The organism is Fibrobacter sp. UWB4, assembly GCF_002210345.1.
GTDB lineage: Bacteria > Fibrobacterota > Fibrobacteria > Fibrobacterales > Fibrobacteraceae > Fibrobacter.
In genome coordinates this window covers 906,189-929,017 of record NZ_MWQI01000001.1, presented here as the reverse complement: position 1 = coordinate 929,017, position 22,829 = coordinate 906,189, and the positions used below count along the sequence as shown (strand labels likewise).

General features: G+C 48.9%; 17 protein-coding genes. 13 read left to right on the top strand and 4 right to left on the bottom strand.

Annotated features, from left to right (window positions below):
* From B7990_RS03955 to carB, 5 genes are all read left to right on the top strand, one after another.
* Positions 1 to 768 (top strand): 6-carboxyhexanoate--CoA ligase, encoded by a 768-nt coding sequence (locus B7990_RS03955; RefSeq protein WP_088639712.1) that lies wholly within the window; start codon positions 1 to 3, stop codon positions 766 to 768.
* Between the two features lies 1 nt (position 769).
* The gene (bioF, locus tag B7990_RS03950) at positions 770 to 1,969 is read left to right on the top strand and encodes an 8-amino-7-oxononanoate synthase (RefSeq protein WP_088639711.1); all 1,200 of its coding nucleotides are present in this window, start codon (positions 770 to 772) and stop codon (positions 1,967 to 1,969) included.
* A complete protein-coding gene (bioD, locus tag B7990_RS03945) occupies positions 1,962 to 2,702 on the top strand; it encodes a dethiobiotin synthase (protein WP_088639710.1) in 741 nt (246 codons plus the stop codon). The genes bioF and bioD overlap by 8 nt, the downstream gene beginning before the upstream one ends.
* Before the next feature lie 406 nt (positions 2,703 to 3,108).
* Positions 3,109 to 4,239, top strand: coding sequence for a glutamine-hydrolyzing carbamoyl-phosphate synthase small subunit (gene carA, locus B7990_RS03935; protein WP_088639708.1), 1,131 nt, complete (start codon positions 3,109 to 3,111; stop codon positions 4,237 to 4,239).
* Positions 4,232 to 7,495, top strand: a complete 3,264-nt coding sequence (gene carB / locus B7990_RS03930) for a carbamoyl-phosphate synthase large subunit (protein WP_088639707.1) — start codon at positions 4,232 to 4,234, stop codon at positions 7,493 to 7,495. Before carA ends, carB begins: the two co-directional genes overlap by 8 nt.
* 346 nt (positions 7,496 to 7,841) lie before the next feature.
* On the opposite strand, the gene B7990_RS03925 is transcribed toward carB, so the two are convergent.
* Positions 7,842 to 8,573: a homing endonuclease associated repeat-containing protein gene (locus tag B7990_RS03925; protein ID WP_088639706.1), complete on the bottom strand. Its 732-nt coding sequence runs from the start codon at positions 8,571 to 8,573 to the stop codon at positions 7,842 to 7,844.
* 322 nt (positions 8,574 to 8,895) lie between these two features.
* On the opposite strand from B7990_RS03925, the gene B7990_RS03920 reads away from it, so the two are divergent.
* Both B7990_RS03920 and B7990_RS03915 read left to right on the top strand, forming a co-directional pair.
* The gene (locus B7990_RS03920) at positions 8,896 to 9,168 is read left to right on the top strand and encodes a UPF0175 family protein (RefSeq protein ID WP_088639705.1); all 273 of its coding nucleotides are present in this window, start codon (positions 8,896 to 8,898) and stop codon (positions 9,166 to 9,168) included.
* A gap of 2 nt (positions 9,169 to 9,170) precedes the next feature.
* Complete coding sequence (locus B7990_RS03915; protein ID WP_088639704.1) at positions 9,171 to 9,662, top strand: DUF3368 domain-containing protein; 492 nt, start codon at positions 9,171 to 9,173, stop codon at positions 9,660 to 9,662.
* A 213-nt stretch (positions 9,663 to 9,875) separates the two neighbouring features.
* On the opposite strand, the gene B7990_RS03910 is transcribed toward B7990_RS03915, so the two are convergent.
* Complete coding sequence (locus B7990_RS03910) at positions 9,876 to 11,372, bottom strand: glycoside hydrolase family 30 beta sandwich domain-containing protein (RefSeq protein ID WP_088639703.1); 1,497 nt, start codon at positions 11,370 to 11,372, stop codon at positions 9,876 to 9,878.
* A 130-nt stretch (positions 11,373 to 11,502) separates the two neighbouring features.
* Between B7990_RS03910 and B7990_RS03905 the strand changes: the two genes are divergently transcribed.
* Positions 11,503 to 12,387: a DMT family transporter gene (locus B7990_RS03905; RefSeq protein ID WP_088639702.1), complete on the top strand. Its 885-nt coding sequence runs from the start codon at positions 11,503 to 11,505 to the stop codon at positions 12,385 to 12,387.
* A gap of 55 nt (positions 12,388 to 12,442) precedes the next feature.
* Here B7990_RS03905 and B7990_RS03900 read toward each other — a convergent pair whose 3' ends face one another.
* Positions 12,443 to 15,262, bottom strand: a complete 2,820-nt coding sequence (locus B7990_RS03900) for an alkyl/aryl-sulfatase (RefSeq protein ID WP_254917310.1) — start codon at positions 15,260 to 15,262, stop codon at positions 12,443 to 12,445.
* A 360-nt stretch (positions 15,263 to 15,622) separates the two neighbouring features.
* Between B7990_RS03900 and B7990_RS03895 the strand changes: the two genes are divergently transcribed.
* Positions 15,623 to 16,489, top strand: a complete 867-nt coding sequence (locus B7990_RS03895) for a hypothetical protein (RefSeq protein WP_088639700.1) — start codon at positions 15,623 to 15,625, stop codon at positions 16,487 to 16,489.
* Positions 16,490 to 16,632: 143 nt separating this feature from the next.
* Here B7990_RS03895 and B7990_RS03890 read toward each other — a convergent pair whose 3' ends face one another.
* On the bottom strand, positions 16,633 to 18,495 hold the full coding sequence (locus B7990_RS03890; RefSeq protein ID WP_088639699.1) for a phosphoenolpyruvate carboxykinase (GTP): 1,863 nt from the start codon (positions 18,493 to 18,495) through the stop codon (positions 16,633 to 16,635).
* A 286-nt stretch (positions 18,496 to 18,781) separates the two neighbouring features.
* Between B7990_RS03890 and glgC the strand changes: the two genes are divergently transcribed.
* The 4 genes from glgC (at position 18,782) to B7990_RS03870 (ending at position 22,828) form a co-directional block, all read left to right on the top strand.
* The gene (glgC, locus tag B7990_RS03885) at positions 18,782 to 20,032 is read left to right on the top strand and encodes a glucose-1-phosphate adenylyltransferase (RefSeq protein ID WP_014544985.1); all 1,251 of its coding nucleotides are present in this window, start codon (positions 18,782 to 18,784) and stop codon (positions 20,030 to 20,032) included.
* A 325-nt stretch (positions 20,033 to 20,357) separates the two neighbouring features.
* Positions 20,358 to 21,179, top strand: a complete 822-nt coding sequence (locus tag B7990_RS03880; RefSeq protein WP_088639698.1) for a NifU family protein — start codon at positions 20,358 to 20,360, stop codon at positions 21,177 to 21,179.
* Between the two features lie 123 nt (positions 21,180 to 21,302).
* The gene (locus tag B7990_RS03875; protein ID WP_088639697.1) at positions 21,303 to 22,355 is read left to right on the top strand and encodes an IMP cyclohydrolase; all 1,053 of its coding nucleotides are present in this window, start codon (positions 21,303 to 21,305) and stop codon (positions 22,353 to 22,355) included.
* Positions 22,356 to 22,372: 17 nt separating this feature from the next.
* Positions 22,373 to 22,828 carry a hypothetical protein gene (locus B7990_RS03870; protein ID WP_014544981.1) on the top strand — a complete coding sequence of 152 codons (456 nt, stop codon included), beginning with the start codon at positions 22,373 to 22,375 and terminating at the stop codon, positions 22,826 to 22,828.
* Position 22,829: the final 1 nt, after the last annotated feature.

Sequence of the window (22,829 nt, the reverse complement as noted above, 5' to 3'; positions counted from 1 at the left end):
ATGGACTACTACAGTTTAAAGATGCGCGCATCACAGCATATCGGCGAAGGTGAGGGCGCACACGAACAACACATATCCGGCGCCGAACGAATTGTAACGAGAGACTCCGTAGAAGCGGTATGTTCAGCAATGGTTCGCCGTGCAATGACACATTCCAAAGGCGACCCGGACTTTATAAACGTCAAGATTGAAAAAGTAAACGAAAACGATATCCAGATTTTAAAGGCGCTCCCCGTGACACGCATAGATGTCGAAAGCGCAGAACAGGGACTGGACAAGGCTTTTGATTTAATCGCACCGCTGATGAGTTCCGAAAACGCGACCGATTCCGCGAAAAATCTCAAGGAACTGCGTATAAAATTGCAGGCACTCTTGCGCGAGACATTCCCTATGCGAGGAGCGATGCTCTATGACATAGCGACCGGCGAGCGCCTCGAGCCCGACCACGAACGCGGTGTACGCGCGACATACATGGACGCACTCCATTCAAGCGAAGTCGATGGCTGCAAAAATCACTTTAACGAAGCCATCGTGCTTGCGACCAAAGTTGCAAATGCCCCGGGAATGGTCGCAGAATTTTGCGTGAGCGACGACCCGAATTATGTAACAGGCTATGTCGCAAGTAAGGAACTCGGCTATATACGCATTATGAAGATGAAGAAAATGGGCGACGAAAACGGAGGCCGCATTTTCTTGTTCGATTCACGAAAGGCAAAAGCGAAAGACTGCATTGAATACTTGCAAAAGAAAAAAGTATTAGTGGATTAGAATGAATAGCAAACTTCTTGACGATTTTACAAAAGATGTTTTAGAGACGGCAAAGCTCAACAACACCTACCGTACCTTGCGTACGATGGAAACCCCTGAATCATCGCATGTAAAGATTCACGTTGCCGATGCTCACGCATCAAGCGAACAACTTCTTCTCGCCTCCAACTCTTATCTCGACTTGGCCAACATCCCAGAATTAAAACAAGCGATGGCACAAGCCGTTCTTGACTGGGGAACGGGAAGCGGAGGCGCACGCCTTACGACTGGCAATAAAACACCTCACGACGAACTCGAAATCGAACTCGCAAAGTTCAAGGGCGAAGAGGCGGCAATTACATTCAACACTGGCTACATGGCAAACGTCGGGACGATTTCTGCTTTGTGCGGCAAAAGCGACATTATCTTTAGCGATGCCCTGAACCACGCAAGCATTATCGACGGCATCCGACTTTCACGCGCTACATGTGTAGTTTACAAGCACAACGACATGACAGACCTGGAGCGCGCCATCCAGGAAAATGCAACGAATCAAAAAATGCTAATCGTCACAGATGCAGTTTTCAGCATGGACGGTGACCTTGCAAACTTGCCAGAGCTTTTGCGAATTGCGCACACATACAACTGCCTCTTGATGATTGACGAAGCACACGCCACAGGCGTCATTGGGCGAACAGGACGCGGGCTTGCCGAACATTACGGATGCGAACATGCCGACGTCACCGTAGGCACCTTGAGCAAAGCCATTGCATGCGAAGGCGGTTTCGTCGCTGGAAAAAAACAACTCATTGAATTTCTGAAAAACAAGTCTCGCAGTTTCATTTTCACGACAGCGATGTCGCCGGCAATGGCCGCAGGCGCACTCAGGAACTTGCGATTCCTGGAATCACACCCGGAACGCGTTCAGCAACTGCAAGAAAACGTGAAATTTTTCTGCGAGGCTTTACAACGGGAAGGCTTAAACGTACCGCAGTCACCATCTGCAATCATTCCGGTTATCATTGGAGATGAAGCGACTGCACTCAACGCGTCCGCAAAACTTCTCGAGCGCGGCTACGTGATTCCTGCAATCCGCTACCCCACAGTAGCGAAAGGACAAGCGAGACTCCGCGCAAGCCTCATGGCCACGCACACGCACGAAGAACTCGAACGCGCAGCAAAAGCAATTGCCCAAGTTATAAAATCAACAAACTATGTGTAACAAAAATCTTTCGTCTCTCGTCTCTAGTCTCTCATCTAAATCAAAAGGTTACTTCGTTACGGCTACCGGCACGGATGTCGGCAAGACTTTCATTACGGCACTCCTTGTCAAGAAATGGAGAGATTCGGGAATTGACGCCGGCTACTACAAGGCAGCTCTCAGCGGTGCAGAACTCCGCGACGGTCAATGGATTGCAGGCGATGCCGACTACGTCAAGCGCATTGCAGGACTCCCCGACACGCAAGAACAGCTGGTCAGCTATGTATACAAGGAAGCGGTATCGCCACACCTTGCCGCCCGCAAAGAAGGAAACCCGGTTGAACTTTCGAAAGTTGCCGTTGATTTCAACGAAGCATGCACCCGACACAAATTCGTCTTTGTCGAAGGTTCCGGCGGCATCATCTGTCCCATCCGCGACGATGTAGACAGCTTGGGCAACTCCGACCCGAACGGCAAAAAGATCTTTCTTGAAGACATCATGAAAACGGTCGATCTTCCGTTGCTTATAGTCACAACAGCTGCGCTAGGCTCCATCAACGCCTGCGTTCTCACAGTCGAATATGCCAAAAGCCGCGGTCTCGACATTCGCGGGATCATCGTGAACCGCTATGGCGAAAGCAATAATCTTGAAATGGAAGACGACAACATCCGCATGATGCAAAAACTCACCGGCCTCGAAATCCTTGCTAAAGTAAAATCAGGAGCCTCCGATTTAGGCGTTGCCCCCTTTTGATTTTACATTTTTTGTCAAATGAAAAAAGCCCTGCAAAAACTGCAAAAATTGATCAAAAAATTTTTTAAAATGGATTGTCGCGAACCGGTCAATTTACTATAATTACCCCCGATGAAAAGAATGGAACTTGTCGACTTCGAACTCGCCTTCAAGGAAGCAGTTTCGGCCCACAAAAAGGTCGGTTGGGTTTCAGTTTTTGACAAGACTATTCATTTTTTCAAGAGTTTTATTTTTAAGGCAAAGGCATTTAGCTTTTGCCTTTTTTATTGTACACTGCATCGTCATTCTGAGCGAAGCAAAGAATCCAGTTATTTCAGCCCTGGATCCTTCGTTTTCGTGCTACGCACTTCACTCAGGATGACGGCGTGGAAACACCCGCTTTTTACATTCTAGCAACGAGTAAATCATGAACGAAAAATTTCAATGGAAAGCAAAGCGCGAGCGCAAGGCTTTTATAGCCTTGGCTGACGGAGCCGTATTCCACGGTTACGCCTTTGGCGAAAAGAAAGACACCGTAGGCGAAGCCGTGTTCAATACTGGTATGGCTGGCTACAAGCAGATTTTGACCGACCCGTCTTACGCCGGTCAGTTCGTGGTTTTCACCACGGCCGAAGTTGGCGCTTACGCTACGAACTTTGAAAAGTCCGAATCTCGCCAGGTTTTCTTGAACGGCATTGTCGTGAACTCCCTCGACTGGGTTTCCAAGGAACTGAACGAAGAATCGCTTCATGATTATATGCTCGCCCAGAAGAAGGCTGGCATTGCAGGCGTCGATACTCGCGCCCTCACGCTCCACCTCCGCACCCACGGTGCCCAGAAGGCTTACCTCCACGTCGAAGACACGGAAATGACCGAAGCTGAAGCAATCGCAAAGGCGAAAGCTTGGGAAGGCCTCGACGGTCAGGACTACGCGAGCAAGGTCTCCGACCCGAACGGCTACGAATTCAACAACGAAGGCAAGTACCATATCGTTGCTCTCGATTTCGGTATCAAGACGAACATCTTGAGAAACCTCGTCGCTCAGGACATGCGCATCACGGTCATGCCGATTGGCACGAGCTACGAAAAGATCATGGAACAGAAGCCGGATGGCGTATTCCTCTCCAACGGCCCTGCCGACCCGAACAGCCTCCCGCAGGTTTACAACATGGTCAAGCAGCTCCTCGGCAAGATTCCACTCATGGGCATCTGCCTGGGTAACCAGCTCCTCGGCCTTGCTCTCGGTGCTAAAGTTTCCAAGCTCAAGTTCGGCCACCACGGCTGCAACCATCCGGTCAAGAACCTCTTGACGGGCGCTGTCGAAATCACGTCGCAGAACCACAACTACGCCATTGACGAAACATCTCTCCCCGCCGATGTCGAAGTCACGCACATCAACCTGAACGACAACACGGTCGAAGGCATCCGCCACAAAAAGTTCCCGGCATTCAGCGTGCAGTACCATCCGGAATCTGCCCCGGGTCCGAACGATTCCATGTACTTGTTTGAAGAATTTAAGAAGATGATTGAAGATTTCAAGGGAGGCAAGAATGCCTAAGCGTACCGACATCAAGAAGATTATGCTCATTGGTTCTGGCCCGATTGTGATTGGCCAGGGCTGCGAATTCGACTACTCCGGCGTACAGGCCTGTAAGGTGCTTCGTCGTGAAGGTTACGAAGTGGTGCTCGTGAACTCCAACCCAGCAACCATCATGACCGACCCGGAAATGGCTGACCGCACCTACATCGAACCGCTGAGCGTCGATATTTTGCACGAAATTATCCGTCGCGAACGCCCCGATGCATTGCTCCCCACACTCGGTGGCCAGACCGCTTTGAACCTCGCCATGGAACTCAACGAACGCGGTATTCTCGACCGCTACCAGGTGGAACTCATTGGTGCTAAAGCCGAATCCATCCAGCGCGCCGAAGACCGTCACTTGTTCAAGGAAGCCATGCTCAAGATTGGGCTTGACCTCCCCCGTTCCGGTTCCGCACACTCCATGAGCGAAGCAACCGCTATCGCCCACACCATCGGAAGCTGGCCCTTGATCATCCGTCCGGGCTTTACGCTTGGTGGTACTGGTGGCGGTATCGCCCACAACGAAGAAGAATTCGAAACCATCGTGAACCGCGGCTTGGACGCCTCGCTCAACAACGAAGTGCTTATCGAAGAATCGCTGCTTGGCTGGAAAGAATTCGAAATGGAAGTCATGCGCGATAAGAAGGGCAATGCCGTTATCGTGTGCTCCATTGAAAACCTCGACCCGATGGGCGTTCACACGGGTGACTCCATCACGGTCGCTCCGATCCAGAGCCTTGATGACCGCGCTTACCAGGCTATGCGTGATGACTCCTTGAAGGTCATGGAAGCCATCGGCGTAGAAACCGGTGGTTCTAACGTGCAGTGGGCTATCGAACCGAAGACCGGCCGCCGCATCATCATCGAAATGAACCCGCGTGTGTCCCGTTCTTCCGCTCTTGCCTCCAAGGCAACGGGCTTCCCCATCGCAAAGATTGCAGCTCTCCTCGCCGTGGGCTACACACTCGACGAACTCCGCAATGACATTACGCAAACGACTCCGAGCTGCTTCGAACCGGCTCTCGACTACGTCGTCGTGAAGGTTCCGCGCTTCACCTTCGAAAAGTTCCCGAAGGCCGATTCCACGCTGGGCACCCAGATGAAGTCTGTAGGCGAAGCGATGGCCATCGGTACCAACTTCAAGCAGGCCATGCAGAAGGCTCTCCGCTCTCTCGAAACGGGATTCGGCGGATTCGGTGCTTGCGCCAAGTGCGAAAAGTTCAAGGAATACGACGACGAAACGCTCGCCAAGGAAGTCGCCCGCCCGAGTGCAGAACGCATCTTCGTGGTCTACGAAGCATTCCGTCGCGGCTGGGACATCGAAAAACTTTACGATGTGACCAGAATCGACCGCTACTTCCTCCGTCACCTCGAAGAACTAGCCTGCTTCGAAGACGAAATCACAGCAGCCGGTTCTCTCGAAAACCTCGCCAAGGATAAGGCTCTCTTCCGCCAGGCCAAGGAATTCGGCTTCAGCGATATCCAGATCGGTTACCTCTTCCACAAGACTCCGGAAGAAGTCATGGCAGTACGTAAGCAGATCGGCCTCATCCCGAGCTACTACTCCGTCGATACATGCGCCGGCGAATTCGAAGCTATCACTCCTTACTACTATAGCTGCTACGCCGACAATACCGAACCGGTCCGCGAAATTCCGGGTCACCAGAGCAAAAAACGCATTATGGTGCTCGGCGGCGGTCCGAACAGAATCGGCCAGGGCATTGAATTTGACTACTGCTGCTGCCACGCTGCATTCACGCTCCGCAAGCACGGCTTCGAAGTCATCATGGTGAACTCTAACCCCGAAACGGTTTCTACCGACTACGATACTTCGGACAAGCTCTACTTTGAACCGCTGACGCTCGAAGACGTGATGGGCATTTACGAACGCGAAAAGTGCGCGGGCGTGATTGTTCAGTTCGGTGGTCAGACTCCGCTGAACCTCGCCATGCGTCTCAAGAAGGCTGGTGCAAATGTCATCGGAACAAGCCCCGAAGACATCGACCTCGCCGAAGACCGCGACTTCTTCAAGCAACTCGTCACCAAGATTGGCATCAAGCAGGCCGAAAGCGGCATTGCACACAACGTCGAAGAAGCCCTCGCCATTGTCGATAAGATCGGTTACCCGGTTCTCGTGCGCCCGAGCTTCGTTCTCGGTGGCCGCGGCATGGTGATTGTCTACAAGGAAAAGTACCTCCGCAAGTTCGTGGAAGAAGCTGCCGCCATTGGCGAAGGCAAGCCGATCCTCATCGACCGCTTCCTCGAAGACGCCACCGAACTCGATGTTGATTGCATCAGCGACGGCAAGCACACCGTTATCGGTGCCATCATGGAACACGTGGAACCCGCAGGCATCCACTCTGGTGACTCCGCCAGCGTCATCCCGCCGATGACCCTCTCCAAAGAAATTCAGGACAAGGTCCGTGAATTCGCCAAGGAATTTGCTAAGGAACTCCACGTCGTTGGTCTCATGAACATGCAGCTCGCCGTCAAGGATGGCGAACTCTACATGATCGAAGTGAACCCGCGTGCATCCCGCACGGTGCCGTTTGTGTCCAAGTCCATCGGCGTGCCGCTTGCAAGCTATGCCACACGCTGCATGACCGGTGAATCTCTCGAACAGATTGGCTTTACCGAAGAAGTCCGCGTGCCTTACGTGAGCGTCAAGGAAGCCGTGTTCCCGTTCGTCAAGTTCCCGGGCGTCGATATCACGCTTTCTCCGGAAATGAAGTCTACCGGTGAAGTCATGAGCCTCGATCGCGACCGCGGCCTCGCCTACCTCAAGAGCCAGCTGGCTTCCGGCAACAAGGTCCCGAGCCAGGGCAACATCTTCGTCTCGCTCAAGGACGAAGACAAGCAGAAGGCAGTACCGCTTATTCGCCAGCTCGTGAACCTCGGATACGAACTGTACGCCACCCGCGGCACCTCCACCATGCTCTACAACGAAGGCATCAAGACTCGCGCCGTGTTCCGCATCTCCCGTGGCCGTCCGAACCTGCTCGACCTTATCCACGATAAGGAAGTGCAGTGGATCGTGAACACCACCGAAACCGGCGCAGAAGCCATGGTCGACGAAATCCAGATGCGCTCCAAGGCCGTTGTCTCGGGCATTCCTATCACGACGACCATCGCCGCCCTCACCTCTACCGTGGAAGGCCTCATGGACAAGCACGACTTCGGAAGATTCGAAGTATGCAGCTTGCAGGAGTACCACAGGCATGTGAAGAAGTAAGGCGGATGGAAGAGGGGAAAGCGTGGGGCTATCGCTTCGCTTAGTCCCAACTGTTCGGCTCAATCATGCCTGCAAGTAAACTTGCCGGCACGACGCTCGCCTTATGTAGTTGTCCCCTCGCTTCAGCCCCGTCCCACCCTTAGTGTCAAGCCCGCGCAAGCGGGCTTCTCCTTTTTATACCCCACCCAAGCCGGGTCTTCCGCTACCTTTTCTAGCGGGCTTCAGACGCCAGCCCGCAACGCCTGGCTTGCCCCTGCTCACAAATGTCATTCCGGCCTCCGTGCCGGAATCTCCTTTAGCATAGAAAAAGGAATTCCGTTACGAAATTCCTTTTTTATAATCTTTTCTATTTTTTGTCAACAAAAGCATTCCCTTTGCCAAGATTACATTGTTCACATTTTGTTTCCAAATTATCTGGAATTGTTTCCCCGCCTTTGGACCAAGGAACAATATGGTCAACATGTAATTTCACACCTTTTTCATTAATTGGACTACGTCCACAAGTTTTACATGTAAAACCATCTCTCATTAAAATTTGGAAACGAAGTCTGTCGGATATTTCCCTTTTTGTTTTGTGAGCAATCTTTGAAGCCGTTTTATTTTCAATAAAAGAAACATTCTCACTCGAATCATTTTGGCTACTTTCAGACCCATTTGACATATAAGCAACAAACGACTCTAAAGCTTCATGAAAACTACCAAACTTATTTTCATATGTTCCCGCAGAATATTTTGAAAAAGGCTTTTTAATTTCATTATATCTCGGTTGCCTTCCTAAGCTAATCCAAATTCTCTCTAAATTAGAAAACAGTTCTTCCTTAGAAATGTTTAGCTTACTTCTACTGGGTTCTAAGCCGCAAATTTCTAGAACCTTAAACCAAGAACCAAAACGGCGTTGCAATGTGCAAGGGTGGAATTTTCCGTTCTGTTCATATTCAGCTATTGTCACCGATTTCTTGTCCAGTTTTGCAGCAACATTTTTAACATCATCAATCAACTCACTGTCTGGAGTATTTCTTTTATACTCATCTAAAACGAAATTAAAAGTTTTATTGATATCGGTTTGCGGCATAGCCATTCTCACTTTGATTATTCTCAATATACATTTTTTGGACTTAAAAATATTTTATGCGCTAGGGATAGTGACCCTTTGGGGACAAGACTCGCGGAGCGAGGCTTGGTTCTAGGAGGCTGGCGACAAGCGTAAGCGCAGGCGATTGCCCCTAGAATATAGCCCGACCGCACATATATATGTGGAAACGCCCATTTTCTGTAATTTACGAGACAAAGTTGTACAAATTTGTGAATGTTTTGCATAGAAACAAGCGTATTTAGACGCCACATCTTCCCAAACTTGCGTTTTCGCCCCCAAAAATGTATATTGGGGAGGGAGGAATCCTATGCAGACAGTAACAATAGACATTCCAGAAGATATTGCAGACCTTATGGTGTGCGATAACAAGAGCGACGAACTCCGTCGCAATGCGTTGCTGTTGTATCCGTTTATCAAGAACGAGACTATTTCCCATGGGCGTGCCGCTGAAATTTTGGGCATTTCCAAATGGGAACTTATCGAACTATACGGAAGCGAGGGCATTCCCTATATCGACCAGAGCTGGGATGAAGCCAAGCAGGATGCCGCCAACGTCATGGAACTCCTTTCCAAGAGGTAAGAATGATTGTCGTATCTGATGCAACTCCGATAATCTCTTTCCTTAAAATCAACCGTCTTGACATTCTTGGAAAACTGTTTGGCGAGGTCCTGCTTCCTGAGGCCGTTTACGAAGAATTGACTTCAAACCAGGCGTTTCTAGAAGAAGCCGAGCAGGTGAAGTCTTGTGAATTTTTCAAAAGGGTTTCTGTCAGCAACAGCAATGCCGTCGGCATGCTGATGCGTATAACGGGCTTAGACCTTGGCGAAAGCGAAGCCATCGTTTATTCTGACGAAAACAAAAGCGATCTTTTGATTGTTGATGAAGTTCGTGCAAGGCATGTAGCCACGACGATGAAGCTTCGCATCACCGGCACGATTGGAATCTTGATTGCCGCCAACGAGAATGGATTGTTAAATAAGGAAGAAGCATTGGCTTGCGCAGAAATTCTTCGGATGTCCAAAAGGCATATCAGCGAAACGCTTCTCAATTCTTTTATAGAAAACTTGAAGTAGCTTTATCCCGCTGATGACTCTCACCAAGGAAAAACGTGTAAAACGAGTGTTGCGACGAAAAGCTTGCCCAAATTATGAGGGAAGCCGCTGAAGACGCCCGCAAAGCCAATGCAGACGCCACCAAACGTTTTTTCGATGAAATTGAAAAAGCTACAGCAACGATCCGTTAACAAAGCCTTTCAAGGAATTTATCGAGAGCCGATGGTAATCGCGCTATCTCAACACCATCCGTTGCGTCTTTGCATTCCCGCATTTAACCATGTATACGCCGCGACCTAAGCCCGCGCTTGTCATGGCGTTGCGGAGTTCGCCGATATGTTCGGCCTGAAATTCGCCGATAAACGAGCCAATCGGGCTAAATACTTTATATGAGCTTTGACGGCTTTGGGGAACAGAAAGTCTACCGAAAGCAATTGATGCTGTAGAATCTTTGGGAGGCTCGACCTTTGGCTCTTGCCATAGAATGAATTCGACGGTCGTTGCACTGCGGGCTGGGGCGCTGTAACTGCACTTTGTATCGTCTACCTTGACTTCGTTCCCTTCCTTGAGGTTGTTGTTGTCATCGGTGACGTAAGGCTTGAAGTTTCCAATTTTTGTGCTTCCGAAGTCAAAGTCCGCCTTGAATTCTTCGTTCTTGGAATTGAGAATGACGACTGCGATTTTCGTCTTGAGGGAATCGCGGTAGGCGGTGACCTTTACATCTCTTTCGGGATTCTTGGTAGCGTCGATTCTCCAAGAGCCGGGTCGCGCGAAGCGGCTGAAGTTCCCCATGACCCAGAGTCGCTTGGTAGGCTCCACATTGTCGGGGTTGCCTTGTCCTTGCGGCCAGAGGGCTCCGTTGCCGCAGCTGGGTTCACTGCAAGAATAAATCCACCAGAAATGCCAAGCGTTCATATTCGAAATTGTAAGAGCATCGTGGATCATGTTTGCAACGCGGAGTGCGCTTCCCATGCCAACGTCTTCCTTATTGCTTCCGAGATCGTAGACTTCGGTTTCCCAGAATTCCTTGCCGGCTTCGTGAATTTCAGGGTAAGCGGCGGGGTCTCCACCGTATTCGTGCGTTCCAAAAATGTCCGTGTATTTTAAGGCGGCGGGATTGTTGAAGAATGCTTTTTTGTAATTAGGAAATCCGTACCAGTTGATGGCTTCTGTGCCAATGATTTTGATGCCCGTGGTATCAAGGGTCGGGCCAAGATAGTCACCAACCCAACGGGCCAATTCATCGGGTTCGTAGTGGTTATCGCCGGTGCCGTCGGGTTCGTTTTGCGACGAAATCGCGTACAGGTTGACTCCAGCTTTACGCATATCTTGCGTAAACTTCAAGATGGTGTTTGCCCAGTCCTGGGCGTGATTGAAATCCAAATGCTTTTTGTCGCCGTCGTAATTTACGGTGTATCTGGATGTCCATGGGGCAGCCCAGACTTTGACGCCATATTCACTCGCTTTTTTGGCGATACTTGTTTCGGAAGTGGTGCCGTCCGGGGCGATACGGATGCGGTGCAGCGTAAGTCCTGCGCCGCTAGTGGAATCCCAAAGGAAGGCCGCATTTTTGTCGGTGATGGAACCGGCCCATGCTGATGCGGCGCCAAAGCCGCTGATACGTTGGTATTCTTTGCCTATGTCAACGTTTATCGTTGCAGCACTGGCAAGGGTGCCAAAAAATGCGATGGAACCCACAAAAAGAGAAATTCCCTTAATTGAAAAAGTCATAAAGCCTCCCATTTGAACCTAACTTACTATAAAATAAATTTGGAAAATCGCTTTTTAAACAGCTAAAATCGAATTCGTTTTGATAAAATGACAATAGCAAAAACTTTATATATACTAGATTTAATGTCCTATGGATAAATTGACACATCAAAAAATCGGACCGATTCTAATCATTATTGCTGCTAGCTTTTGGGGATGCATGGGCATTTTCGTCCGGAAGCTTGCCGAATTCGGCTTTAGCGCCATCCAGATTGTGTCCATAAGAATTACGCTTGCCGCTTTATTCTTTTCCTTGATTTTGTTCATCAAGAATCGCGCTGGTTTCAAGATTTCTCTGCGGGACATTCCGCTTTTCCTGGGACTTGGCCTCGGGAGCATTTTGCTCTTTACGGTCTGCTATTTTTCGGCCATCACGATCATGCCTCTTTCTACGGCGGCAATACTCCTGTACACCTCGCCCATCTGGATTATGCTGATGTCGGCGGTACTCTTCCACGAAAAGATTAACAGCCGAAAGGTCATCGCACTCGCCTTGGCTTTTGCCGGCTGCGTCCTAGTTTCAGGATTTTCCGGCGGTGGGATTACCGCAACAGGGCTGATGTTCGGTCTTGGCTCCAGCATTGGCTATGGACTTTACAGCATCCTGGGGACAGTCGCATTACGCAAGTATTCGCCCTACACCGTCACGACCTATACATTTTTGATTGCCGCCATCGGGTCTTGGTTCATCAACCATCCTGTCGATATGTTATCCAAATTTTCTAACGCCACGGACTTTAACGGACTCGTTCTATTGAGCTTACTCACGGCACTACTCACGGCCGTAATTCCGTTCCTTCTGTACACACTCGGGCTGCGCAATGTAGAAGCGAGCAAGGCGGGCATTCTCGCTACCGTCGAACCCATGGTCGCGACAATTGTCGGCATCACCTATTTCTCTGAAGCATTGACGTTGCTCTCTGGACTCGGCATTTTCCTCATTCTCTCGGCAGTCGTCATTTTGAATAAACGTTAAAGACCGTAGTCTATAAAACTACGGTCTAGGATTTTACTGCTAGGAGTAAATTCAACTATTTTCGATAGACAAGTCTACCAGTGACAAATTTCTCTTTACCAGTCTCGTAGAAAGATTCTACAATTGCAACATCTTTGATATGGGCTACATCGACAACAATGGAATCATTTTGGCTTACGCCGTTCAATTCAACATTGTTGCACTGGATCCTGCTGTGTGATGCATTATAGACCTTGATCCATTCTTTATTGCCCTTGATGGACTCCAAGAAGAAATTTTTCACGGTAGATTTAATTTCGCACGAAAGCTCTTTATAGCGCTTGTAAAGTTCCTTGAAGAAATTTGCAATTCTGAACGGGGACTGTTCCAACAATGGAGTGGTATAATTGTTCAGGTAGCGCCATGCTTCAAAATCGCCCTTTTCAAAATAAACTTTCGATTCAGAATCACCAAGGTAATAATCGGCAACATACGTTTCAAGCAGTACAATACTTTGTTTCAACTTTGCAAAAGATTCTTCGTCAAAGTTGTTCCCTTTATAGCCGTAATCATTCTTTAAATAGCTACGGTACAAGTATCTATAAAGAGTGTACAAGGTATAGTACAATTCATACTGCATAAATTTGCCATCATTTCCAATGCCCATGGTTTCGTCACCTGGGATGAAGAAATCGCCATCAAGAGTAACACGAGTGTCCTTTTTCAACAGCTGGTAATAATTGTGCCAGCAAAGCTTATCAACGTTAGAAAGAACAACAACAGATTTTTCATTTTCGAGCTTTCCGACATATTTTTCAAGCAGCTGGATGCAGTCATATACTTCTTTTTTCAAATCAAAAGTTTTACCGTTACGCACCATCACTTCGCTATCATGCCGACCAACTATATCGAAATATTTAAAGCGCTTGTAACTTGCGACATTTATCAAGGCGTTAGATATATCGCGAAGGACACCACATTTACCTTTATACGCGCCGACAGCAACGCTCTTGAGTTCATCAAAAGTGACATCAATTTTACTTTTAGAGCTGTTATATTCATTAGCCGTGATTTCGTAATAGAGAATTGCACCGTTCTTAACGACAAACGTGAAATACGTATAATTATTGTCCTTCAGGACCGCAAGGACTTTATCACAATCGACTTTTGCTGCCGCCAATTCACCGTCAAAGAAAATCGATATATAATCAAGTAATGTTTCTGGAGGCATTTGAGCCAACTGGTCGGACTTATCCTGATCCGGCTGAAGCTTGGGGTTAACAAGTTCGTATGCAGCGCTCAAGTATGCATTACGCCAAGTTCCCGATTCGCTCTGGTAACCGAGCTGTCGCAACGCTGTAGCGCAAAGATTCCTGACATTGTCTGCGATGTCGTCGCAGTCGCCAGAAAGAATCATCTGGTTCGACATGTAGGCCGCAATCCAGTAGTTGCCTTTAGCGATATCTTCGCCAATCATGGACAGCATCTTTTCACGGCTCCCGGCCATCACATAACGAAGAGTTTCCTTGGCCAACTGTTCTGGCGGAAGTTCCTGAAGGTGGATCGGATTGGCATCGTACCAACCAAGATATTTCTGATACACGGCTTTCGCATTATGTACAGGCGTCCCGTAAAATGGCTTAAGGGTCCAATTTTTCTGCATACCCCTCGGCAATACGAGCATGTCCGCGACCTCATTCATCTTGTAGCCCATGTTCATATAAAGGAGCGTCTGATCGTGGATGTACTTGTAAATGGCCGCAGTTTCGATAATAAAGTTACGGATATCAACTGTAGGAACCGATTTGTTTACAACTTTTCCAGTTGTATCATTTTGCCAGTGAGGCCAGTTATGGCTCTGGAAAATAACCTTGGCATCATTGCCATATTTAACGGCGGCTTCCATCAAGAAATGCGCCCAAGCCTTTGCATCGCGAATTTCTGCACCACGAAGAGTGTAGAGGTTGTGCAACGTACCAGAACAGTTTTCAGCAAGCCACAAAGCCTTATAATCTAGAATATAATTGTTCATTTCGGCAGGAGCTTCTGTTCCCGGAGTCAACTGGCATTCAACAACAATTTCGTCAAGTTGCAATTTGACATTTTCCGAAATTTCGATTGTCGGCCGACCCACTGCGGAAGGTTTCCCGGTAGACTGCCCTTGCCCAATGCCGATACTGATTTCGCCGCAGAGATCATTATCGTTCTTCGGCTTGATGAAACTTCCATACTGATAAGAGGCCCTGCGCCCCATGGCATTGCCCAAGTAAACATTTTCGCTGACGGCATGGTCGTAAAAACCTGCGGGCGCAAGGATAAAACAGTTGGCGACTTTTTTTACGTCATCCTTGGATTCTTTGGCATTTTCGGTGTTTTTCCCATCATCTTCATCATCGCTATTTTCGATGATTTTCCCTTTATTGTCAGGATTCTTGGGATCGATAAAGTAATCCATAACGGTTTCCATACCGCCATAATGGTCAATATGGGAATGGCTGATAATCATGCCGACAACAGAACCTTTCAGCATGTAATCAGGATACGTTGATTTTAACAAATCCTGCCGCAAGTACCGTTCAAACAGTATCATCGCCGCGTCTGTACATTCGTTGCTCATCAGCGTATCCATAACAAACCAACGAGGAGCATCGTTCCCATTAGGGTTACTCCTTACGAAAGTAATGTTGGACATGTCATACCCACGAACCTGATAAATTTTATCCTTTAAAACTTCAAACACACCCGATAAATGGTTACTGGCACCGTTTTCCCAGAGGTTCGGGTGAACGCACAAATGACTGTTGGCATCATTGCAATCTTTAGGATCATATGCGTTTTCTAAAAACTTGTAATTTTTCTGAGACCAAACAGATTGAATATCTGGATAATTCGTCATGCAACATTTACAATTTGCAAAGCCGTATTCAGAAGAGCGTCTTTGATCATGCCCAATATCACTGCGCAACGCTTCATAATGATTTTTTATACGCGTATATACACTTGACGCTAACTTATTTTCATTTTCTTCCATTTTTCCCTCGATAGATAAACCTTGTTATGAATTACAATGATACAATAAAATTACCACAACATTACAACAAACTCAATAGCCTATTTGGGCTATTTTATAGTATTAGGTTTATCTTATAAACATCTTTTACTGAATTTCTTTATAATCCGTTCACACAAATTATTGTTTTTCGTACGAACTTTATCTATTTTTATTTACAGAAGGAGTTTCCACTTGGAGTAAAAAATGAAGACATCCTGTAAATTCACGTCTATATCATTAATTTGCCTATCATTTAGTCTATTTGCATGTACAAATGACGAAAACAGGATCCATAGCGCGGAACCCGCAAAAGAGATTCCCCTTGAAGATTACGCTTCGATTGCAGATAGCACACTACACCAAAATGTGACGATATACCGCATTCAGGAATTTAACGGAGATACAAGCGAATGGAACGCTTCGGATTGTAACGTTAAAGATTCTAGCTTTAGTTGCCGTCGAGTGACCAATTACGACTGTGATCAAGTTTATGATCGAGTATTGTATTGTAAAGACGCCTATGATAATCCTATCGAATGCCCCGGTTACAAAGACACCATTTACGATACGACTTACCAGAATTTAAACTTTGGCAAAGAAGCTTTAGTCCATTACATACCCACTGCAAAAATACCAACATTCAAACGAGATTCCGTAGCAAAGCTTTTTTCAAAAATTTCTGGAAACCCTTGTTCAATACTACTCTCGTTCAGTTCAAATTATTATCTGGAAGCTATTGGTTTGCCGGATAGCCTAACTCTGGACCTCGAAGACGCTTATGTTCCGGAAGCACACAAAAGCCCCAAAGATTGGTATATTCAATTAAATTTATTTACAAACAAGACTACAGGTGAAAAGACATGTCAACAAGATTCGTCACGAATAATGTACAACTTCTACCCAGGCACATGCTATTACTCGTCTTTGCCGGAAAAAGCTAAAGTAGTCAATTACGAACTCATCAATACAACAATTCAAGCCTATAAAGACACCACAATTTCGTGGAAACTTGTCTACAAGGACCAATATGGTCGCGGCGATACGCTTGATATAACGACAAAATTTGAATAAGGAAGAGTTTTAGAACAAAGCTTCTCTAAAGCCAAACCAACGACTTTATACAAAAACACCCTTGCGACTTTCATCGCAAGGGTATTTAAGTTCGCTAGGAACTAGACACAGCAGAGTGTCGCGACCTTAGGCCGCGGCAACAATTATGCCTTATTCAAACGGTCCTGGATCATGTCGATGATTTCGGAGAGTTCCTTCGGGAGGTGCTTGCCGAACTTCGGATAGTGGTTTTCCTTAACGTCAGCGAGTTCCTTCTTCCAGCCTTCCACGTCAACCTTCGTGATCTGCGGGAGGGTTTCCTTATAGTAGTCAGCGAGACCATCAGTATTGATGGCGCCTTCCTTCGGCATGTAACCGATCGGAGTTTCGACAGCGTTGTCAACACCGTTGCAGCGGTCGAAGATCCAAGCGAGCACGCGGCTGTTGTCGCCGTAACCCGGCCACATGAAGCCACCCGGAAGCTTTTCGTTGTTGGCATCCTTGCGGAACCAGTTCACGTAGAAGATCTTCGGAAGCTTGTCTTCAGTGGACTTCTGACCGATTTCGATCCAGTGCTTGAAGTAGTCACCCATGTTGTAGCCGCAGAACGGGAGGATTGCGAACGGGTCGCGACGGATCTTACCGACCTGAGAGGCGTCAATCGTAGAGGCAGCCGTGATTTCGGAACCAACGATGGAGCCGAGGAACACGCCGTGGTTCCAGCTGAGGGACTGGTGGACCAGAGGAATGGTGGACGGACGACGGCCACCGAAGAGGATTGCAGAGATAGGCACGCCTGCCGGATCTTCCCATTCCTTAGCAATGCACGGGCACTGCTTAGCCGGAGCGGTGAAGCGAGCGTTCGGGTGAGCCATTTCTTCGCCCTTAGGAGCCTTGTCCTTCGGGAGAGCGTCACGGGTCTTGCCCTTCCAGTCAACGAGCTTGCCCTGTGCCGGGTAGCCGATGCCTTCCCACCACACGTCGCCGTCTTCAGTGAGAGCGCAGTTCGTGTAGATCGTGTTCTTTTCAGCAGAAACAAGAGCGTTCTTGTTGGATTCTGCAGAAGTACCCGGGGCAACGCCGAAGAAGCCAGCTTCCGGGTTGATAGCATAGAGGCGGCCATCCTTGCCAAACTTCATCCATGCAATGTCGTCACCGATGGTTTCGACCTTCCAGCCCGGGATAGTCGGGATGAGCATGGCGAGGTTCGTCTTACCGCAAGCAGACGGGAATGCGCCAGTCACATACTTGACTTCGCCCTTCGGGTTGGTGAGCTTGAGGATGAGCATGTGTTCAGCGAGCCAGCCTTCGTCGCGAGCGAGAACGGTAGCAATGCGGAGAGCAAAGCACTTCTTGCCGAGGAGGGCGTTTCCACCGTAACCGGAACCGTAGGACCAAATGAGGCGTTCTTCCGGGAACTGCGTGATGTACTTATATTCAACGTCAGCGCACGGCCAGATGCCGTTGTCGCTTTCGCATTCGCGGAGCGGCTTACCAACGGAGTGGAGGCACGGAACGAATTCAGCGTTCACGTCAGCGTTGAAGATATCGAGAACCTTCTTGCCAGCGCGAGTCATGATGTCCATGTTGAGAACGACGTATTCGGAGTCAGTGACTTCGATACCGTTCTTGGAAATCGGGGAGCCGAGCGGGCCCATGCAGAACGGGATCACGTACATGGTACGGCCGTGCATACAACCCTTGTAGAGCTTACGCATCGTCTGCTTGAGTTCAGACGGGTCGATCCAGTGGTTGGTCGGACCTGCATCTTCTTCCTTGACGGAGGAGATGAACGTACGGGATTCGACGCGAGCCACGTCAGACGGAAGAGAACGGAACAAGTAGCAGTTTTCCTTCTTAGCAAGCTTCGTTGCGAGGCCAGCCTTGACGCACTTCTGCATGAGGGCATCATATTCTTCCTGAGAACCATCAACGACGACGACGTTGTCCGGTTCGCACATGGCAATCATTTCATTCACCCAAGTACTGATTTTCGGGTGCTTGATATCGTTAAGAGTAAGACTCATTATGAGCTCCTATTGGTTTAACGTGTTAGATTTCGAGATATTTCGAACGCGCTACAAGATAGCAAAAAATATGGGTATTGGTCAATGAATTTTAGGGATTAGTTGGCGGTAGGAAGTTGACAGTAGGAAGTTTTAAACGGGTACCACCCTTTCAAAACGTTTTTTACCGCGAACCGCCTATTTCGGTTTGTTTTTTTTAACAAAAATTCAAAATTTTAATGTTTTTAGCAAAAAAAATGGTATTTTATGGGCAGTTATTACGAAATAGAATTTACAGAGGAATTTCATGAGCTGGTCATACTCAAGAGAACATCAAAAGAATATCCTTTGCATGATCATGGCTGGTGGACAAGGGAGCCGTCTGCAGCCCCTCACCCGCGACCGTGCAAAACCCGCCGTACACTTTGGCGGAACCTACCGCATTATCGACTTTGTTCTTAACAACTTCATCAACTCCGGCATTTTCAAGATCAAGGTTTTGACGCAGTTCAAGAGCGATTCATTGAACAAGCACATTTCTGCCGCCTGGAGCCTGAACGCAAGCCTAGACCAGTATGTAGACCTTGTTCCTGCACAGATGCGCACTGGCGATGAATGGTACCGCGGTACTGCCGACGCCATTTTCCAGAACATCAACTTGATTACCGACGAACGCCCGGACCTCGTGGCAATTTTCGGTGGCGACCACATTTACAAGATGGACATCAACCAGATGATTGATTTCCACTTGAGCCGTGCGGCCCTCCTCACGATTGCGGCTATTCCAGTGCCGGTCGAAGAAGCTCGCGAATTCGGCATTATCGAGATTGACGCGGACAACCGCATGATCGGTTTCGAAGAAAAGCCGAAGGAACCGAAGCAGATGCCGAACCGTCCGGGTTGGTGCCTCGCCAGCATGGGCAACTACCTTTTCACAAGCAAGTTCCTCGTACGCGAACTCTTGAAGGGCGCAAACGACGGTGCAACGGACTTTGGCAAACACATCATTCCGCGCTTGTACAAGGAATACCCGGTGTACGTCTACGACTTCAACACGAACATCGTGCGTGGCGAAAAGGCTTCTACGAAGGGCTACTGGCGCGACGTGGGTACGCTTGACGCATTCTTCGAAGCCAACATGGACCTTTGCTCTGAAAATCCGCCGTTCGATCTTTACAACAACTACTGGCCGATCCGCACATACAACTGGAACCAGCCGCCAGCACGTTTCTTTGCGGGCGACAACGAAAGCCATCAGGGCGCAGCCGTCGATTCCATCGTTTCTGCAGGCTGCATTATCGGTGGTGGTACGGTTGTGAAGAGCATTCTCTCGCCGGGTGTCACCATCCAGAAGGACGCTCTCGTCGAAGAATCCATCCTCTTCCCGAACGTGACGATTGGCCCGGGTGCCAAGGTGCGTCGCGCCATCGTTGAAAAGGGCTTGCATATTCCGGCCGGTTTCCAGATTGGTTACGACCTGGAACGCGACAAGCAGCTCTTCCACGTGACCGAATCCGGCATCGTCGTCCTCGCCAAGGATACTATAATTAAAGCCTGATAAGGCGAGAGTCGCAGAAAAATGCTTGCATTTTTCTATGACCGAGCCGCTAAGGCTAGCGCTTGAAAAGCGCAACGCGTAGGAGGCGAGCGTCGCGCCCCTCGGCGTCATCCTGAACCCAGCAAGGGTGAAGGATCCAGTTAAATCTTGCATGACAAGAAATAACTGGATGTTTCGTGGCTAAGCCACTCAACATGACGGTGATACTGATTTAGAGTGCCCGCCATAGCGCGGGCATATCTTTTTCTCATACCAAAACCCTATATTTACGCTAGGTTTTACAAAACCCTCCCCAAAAGCGTCATAAATTTCTAAATTAGCGCGCATGAACGAAGAACAAAGCGCAAAATTTTCTCAGAAATTACAAGATATTGCCAAAGCACCCAAGTACCGTGGGGCTATTTTCCAGATTGAAGCCGATGAAAAAGGCCTCGCCCTAGTCGATGTGAAGGAAGCGAGCCTCAAGGTCTACCTGATGATCGACCCGGAATGCGACAAAATTCTGGAAACGCGATTCTTTACGTACGGCGGCCCGCTCTTTACAGCCCTTGCCGATTCGTTCTGCCGCAAGATTCAGATGGCGACGGTCGATGACGCCTGCAAGATTACCGCCGAAAGCCTCGAAGAAGAACTGCGCGACACGCCGGACGTGCGAGCCATCCCGGAAGACGCCGTAGAAATCAAGCAGATGAACACGCTCATCTCGAAAATTCTGCTCGTCTACCCCGAAAAGAAAGCTACAGCAATTATCGTTCGCGAGAAGATGGAACGCATCAAGTACCGTACGCAAACCGCAGAAGGCCGTGCCGAAGCCGATGCCGAATGGAACGCGCTCACCAAGGCTCAAAAGATCGAAAAGATTGAAGCATGGCTCCACCAGACCGTCCGCGGAACGCTCCAAGGCGACGGTGGCGATGTGCAGATTCTCGACTTGACAGACGACAACCGCCTGCAAATCCGTTACCAGGGTGCTTGCGCCGGATGCGGCAGCGCAATGGGCGGCACACTCTTCTACATCGAAGACGAGCTCAAGAACAATGTCTATTACAACTTGATCGTTGAACCGGAAGACCCACTTGCAAACATCCCCCAGAATCCGGATGTTCCAGGATTGGACGACAACAATCCTCCCGCTAGTTTGTTCTAATTATTAGCCGATAGTCATTAGTCAATGGTCATTGGCTGTTAGTCTTTAGTTATTAGTTTTGTGCCCACCGTGCGTGGGCATTTTTTCTATATTTCCTTCGGAAAAATCCACAAAGGAAATGATATGTCCGAAGAACTCGTTTTGAAATTCGTTGACCCGCAGCCGATGCGCTACGGTGAAAACTCCCACCAGTCCGCTGTATTCTACCGCGACCCGACCTGCACCGAAGCAAACCTCGCTTCTGCCAAGCAGCTCTGGGGCAAGGAACTTTCTTTCAACAACATCGTCGATGCTGACGCAGCCCTCGAAATGGCTCGCGAATTCAGCGACGGCAATGCTGTCGTGATCGTGAAGCACATGAATCCGTGTGGACTTGCTACGGGCGAAACGCTCCGTGAAGCTCTCGAAGCCGCTTGGGCTGGTGACCCGGTGTCCGCTTTCGGTTCCGTAATTGCAGTGACCCGCAAGGTCGATCTCCAGACTGCCGAATTCCTCAAGGGCAAGTTCGTTGAAATCTTGCTCGCTCCGGCTTTCGATGACGACGCTCTCGAATTCCTCAAGAACAAGTCCAAGGACATTCGCCTCCTCGAAGTTGGCGAAATCAAGAAGGCTACGCCTTGCAAGGTTTACAAGCACGTGATCGGCGGCATGCTCGTCCAGGACCGCGACATCGGTACTTGGGAAAAGTTCGAATGCGTGACGAAGGCCCAGTTCCCGAAGAACAAGGAAGACCTCGCCCGCTTCACTTGGCTCGTCACCAAGCATACAAAGTCTAACGCTATCGTGATGTGCTACGAATACAAGCCGGGTTACTTCCAGGTGATGGGTCTTGGCCCAGGCCAGCCGAACCGCATCGACTCCAACCTCCGCCTCTGCCAGCCGCGAGTCCGCGACAACGTCGCCCGCCTCCCGGAAGCAAAGGAATTCTTCGACGAAAACGGCAAGCTCGTGAACGAAGCCGGTCTCAAGGCTCTCGAAAAGAAGGTCTTCGGCGAAGTCGTTATGGGTTCTGACGCATTCTTCCCGTTCCCGGACAACGTCGAAGCCGCACACGATGCTGGCGTCCGTTACATTGTTCAGCCGGGTGGCTCCAAGAAGGATGACCTCTCCATCGAATCTGCAGACAAGTTCGGCATTGCGATGGTGTTCACCGGAATGCGCCATTTCCGCCACTAATTCATTATAAGGTAAGAATGATTCCAGTTTCTCAGAAAGAATCAAACCAAAGGGAGAAGGACCTGTATTACGCAGTCCTCTCCTTCTTGAAGTCTGTCCGCAAGGCCGGGAAAACAACCGCCAAGGAATGGAGTGATTACCGTTCCAAGCTTAGCGGTATTGCGCCCTCGCCCGAAATGAGCAAGGCGACCGACATGTGGACTATGGATAACTTGGATCAGTTCCAGCCGGATAAAACGCAGCTCCCGCCATTGAATGATATGGAGTCTGTCGCTAAGGTTTCGCCCGAGTTCTTGTCTCAGTTGCTTGAGGCTTTGTACTACGGCATGCTGAACTTGACTCAGGCGAATCTTATTTCGGACGAAATTCAGGATGCGGACCCGGAATGCGTAAGCACTGCATCCCTCGAAGAATTGTTGGTCAAGCTCTGGATCGGTAACGCGAAGAGCTATAGAAAAATTGTTGTGAATTAAA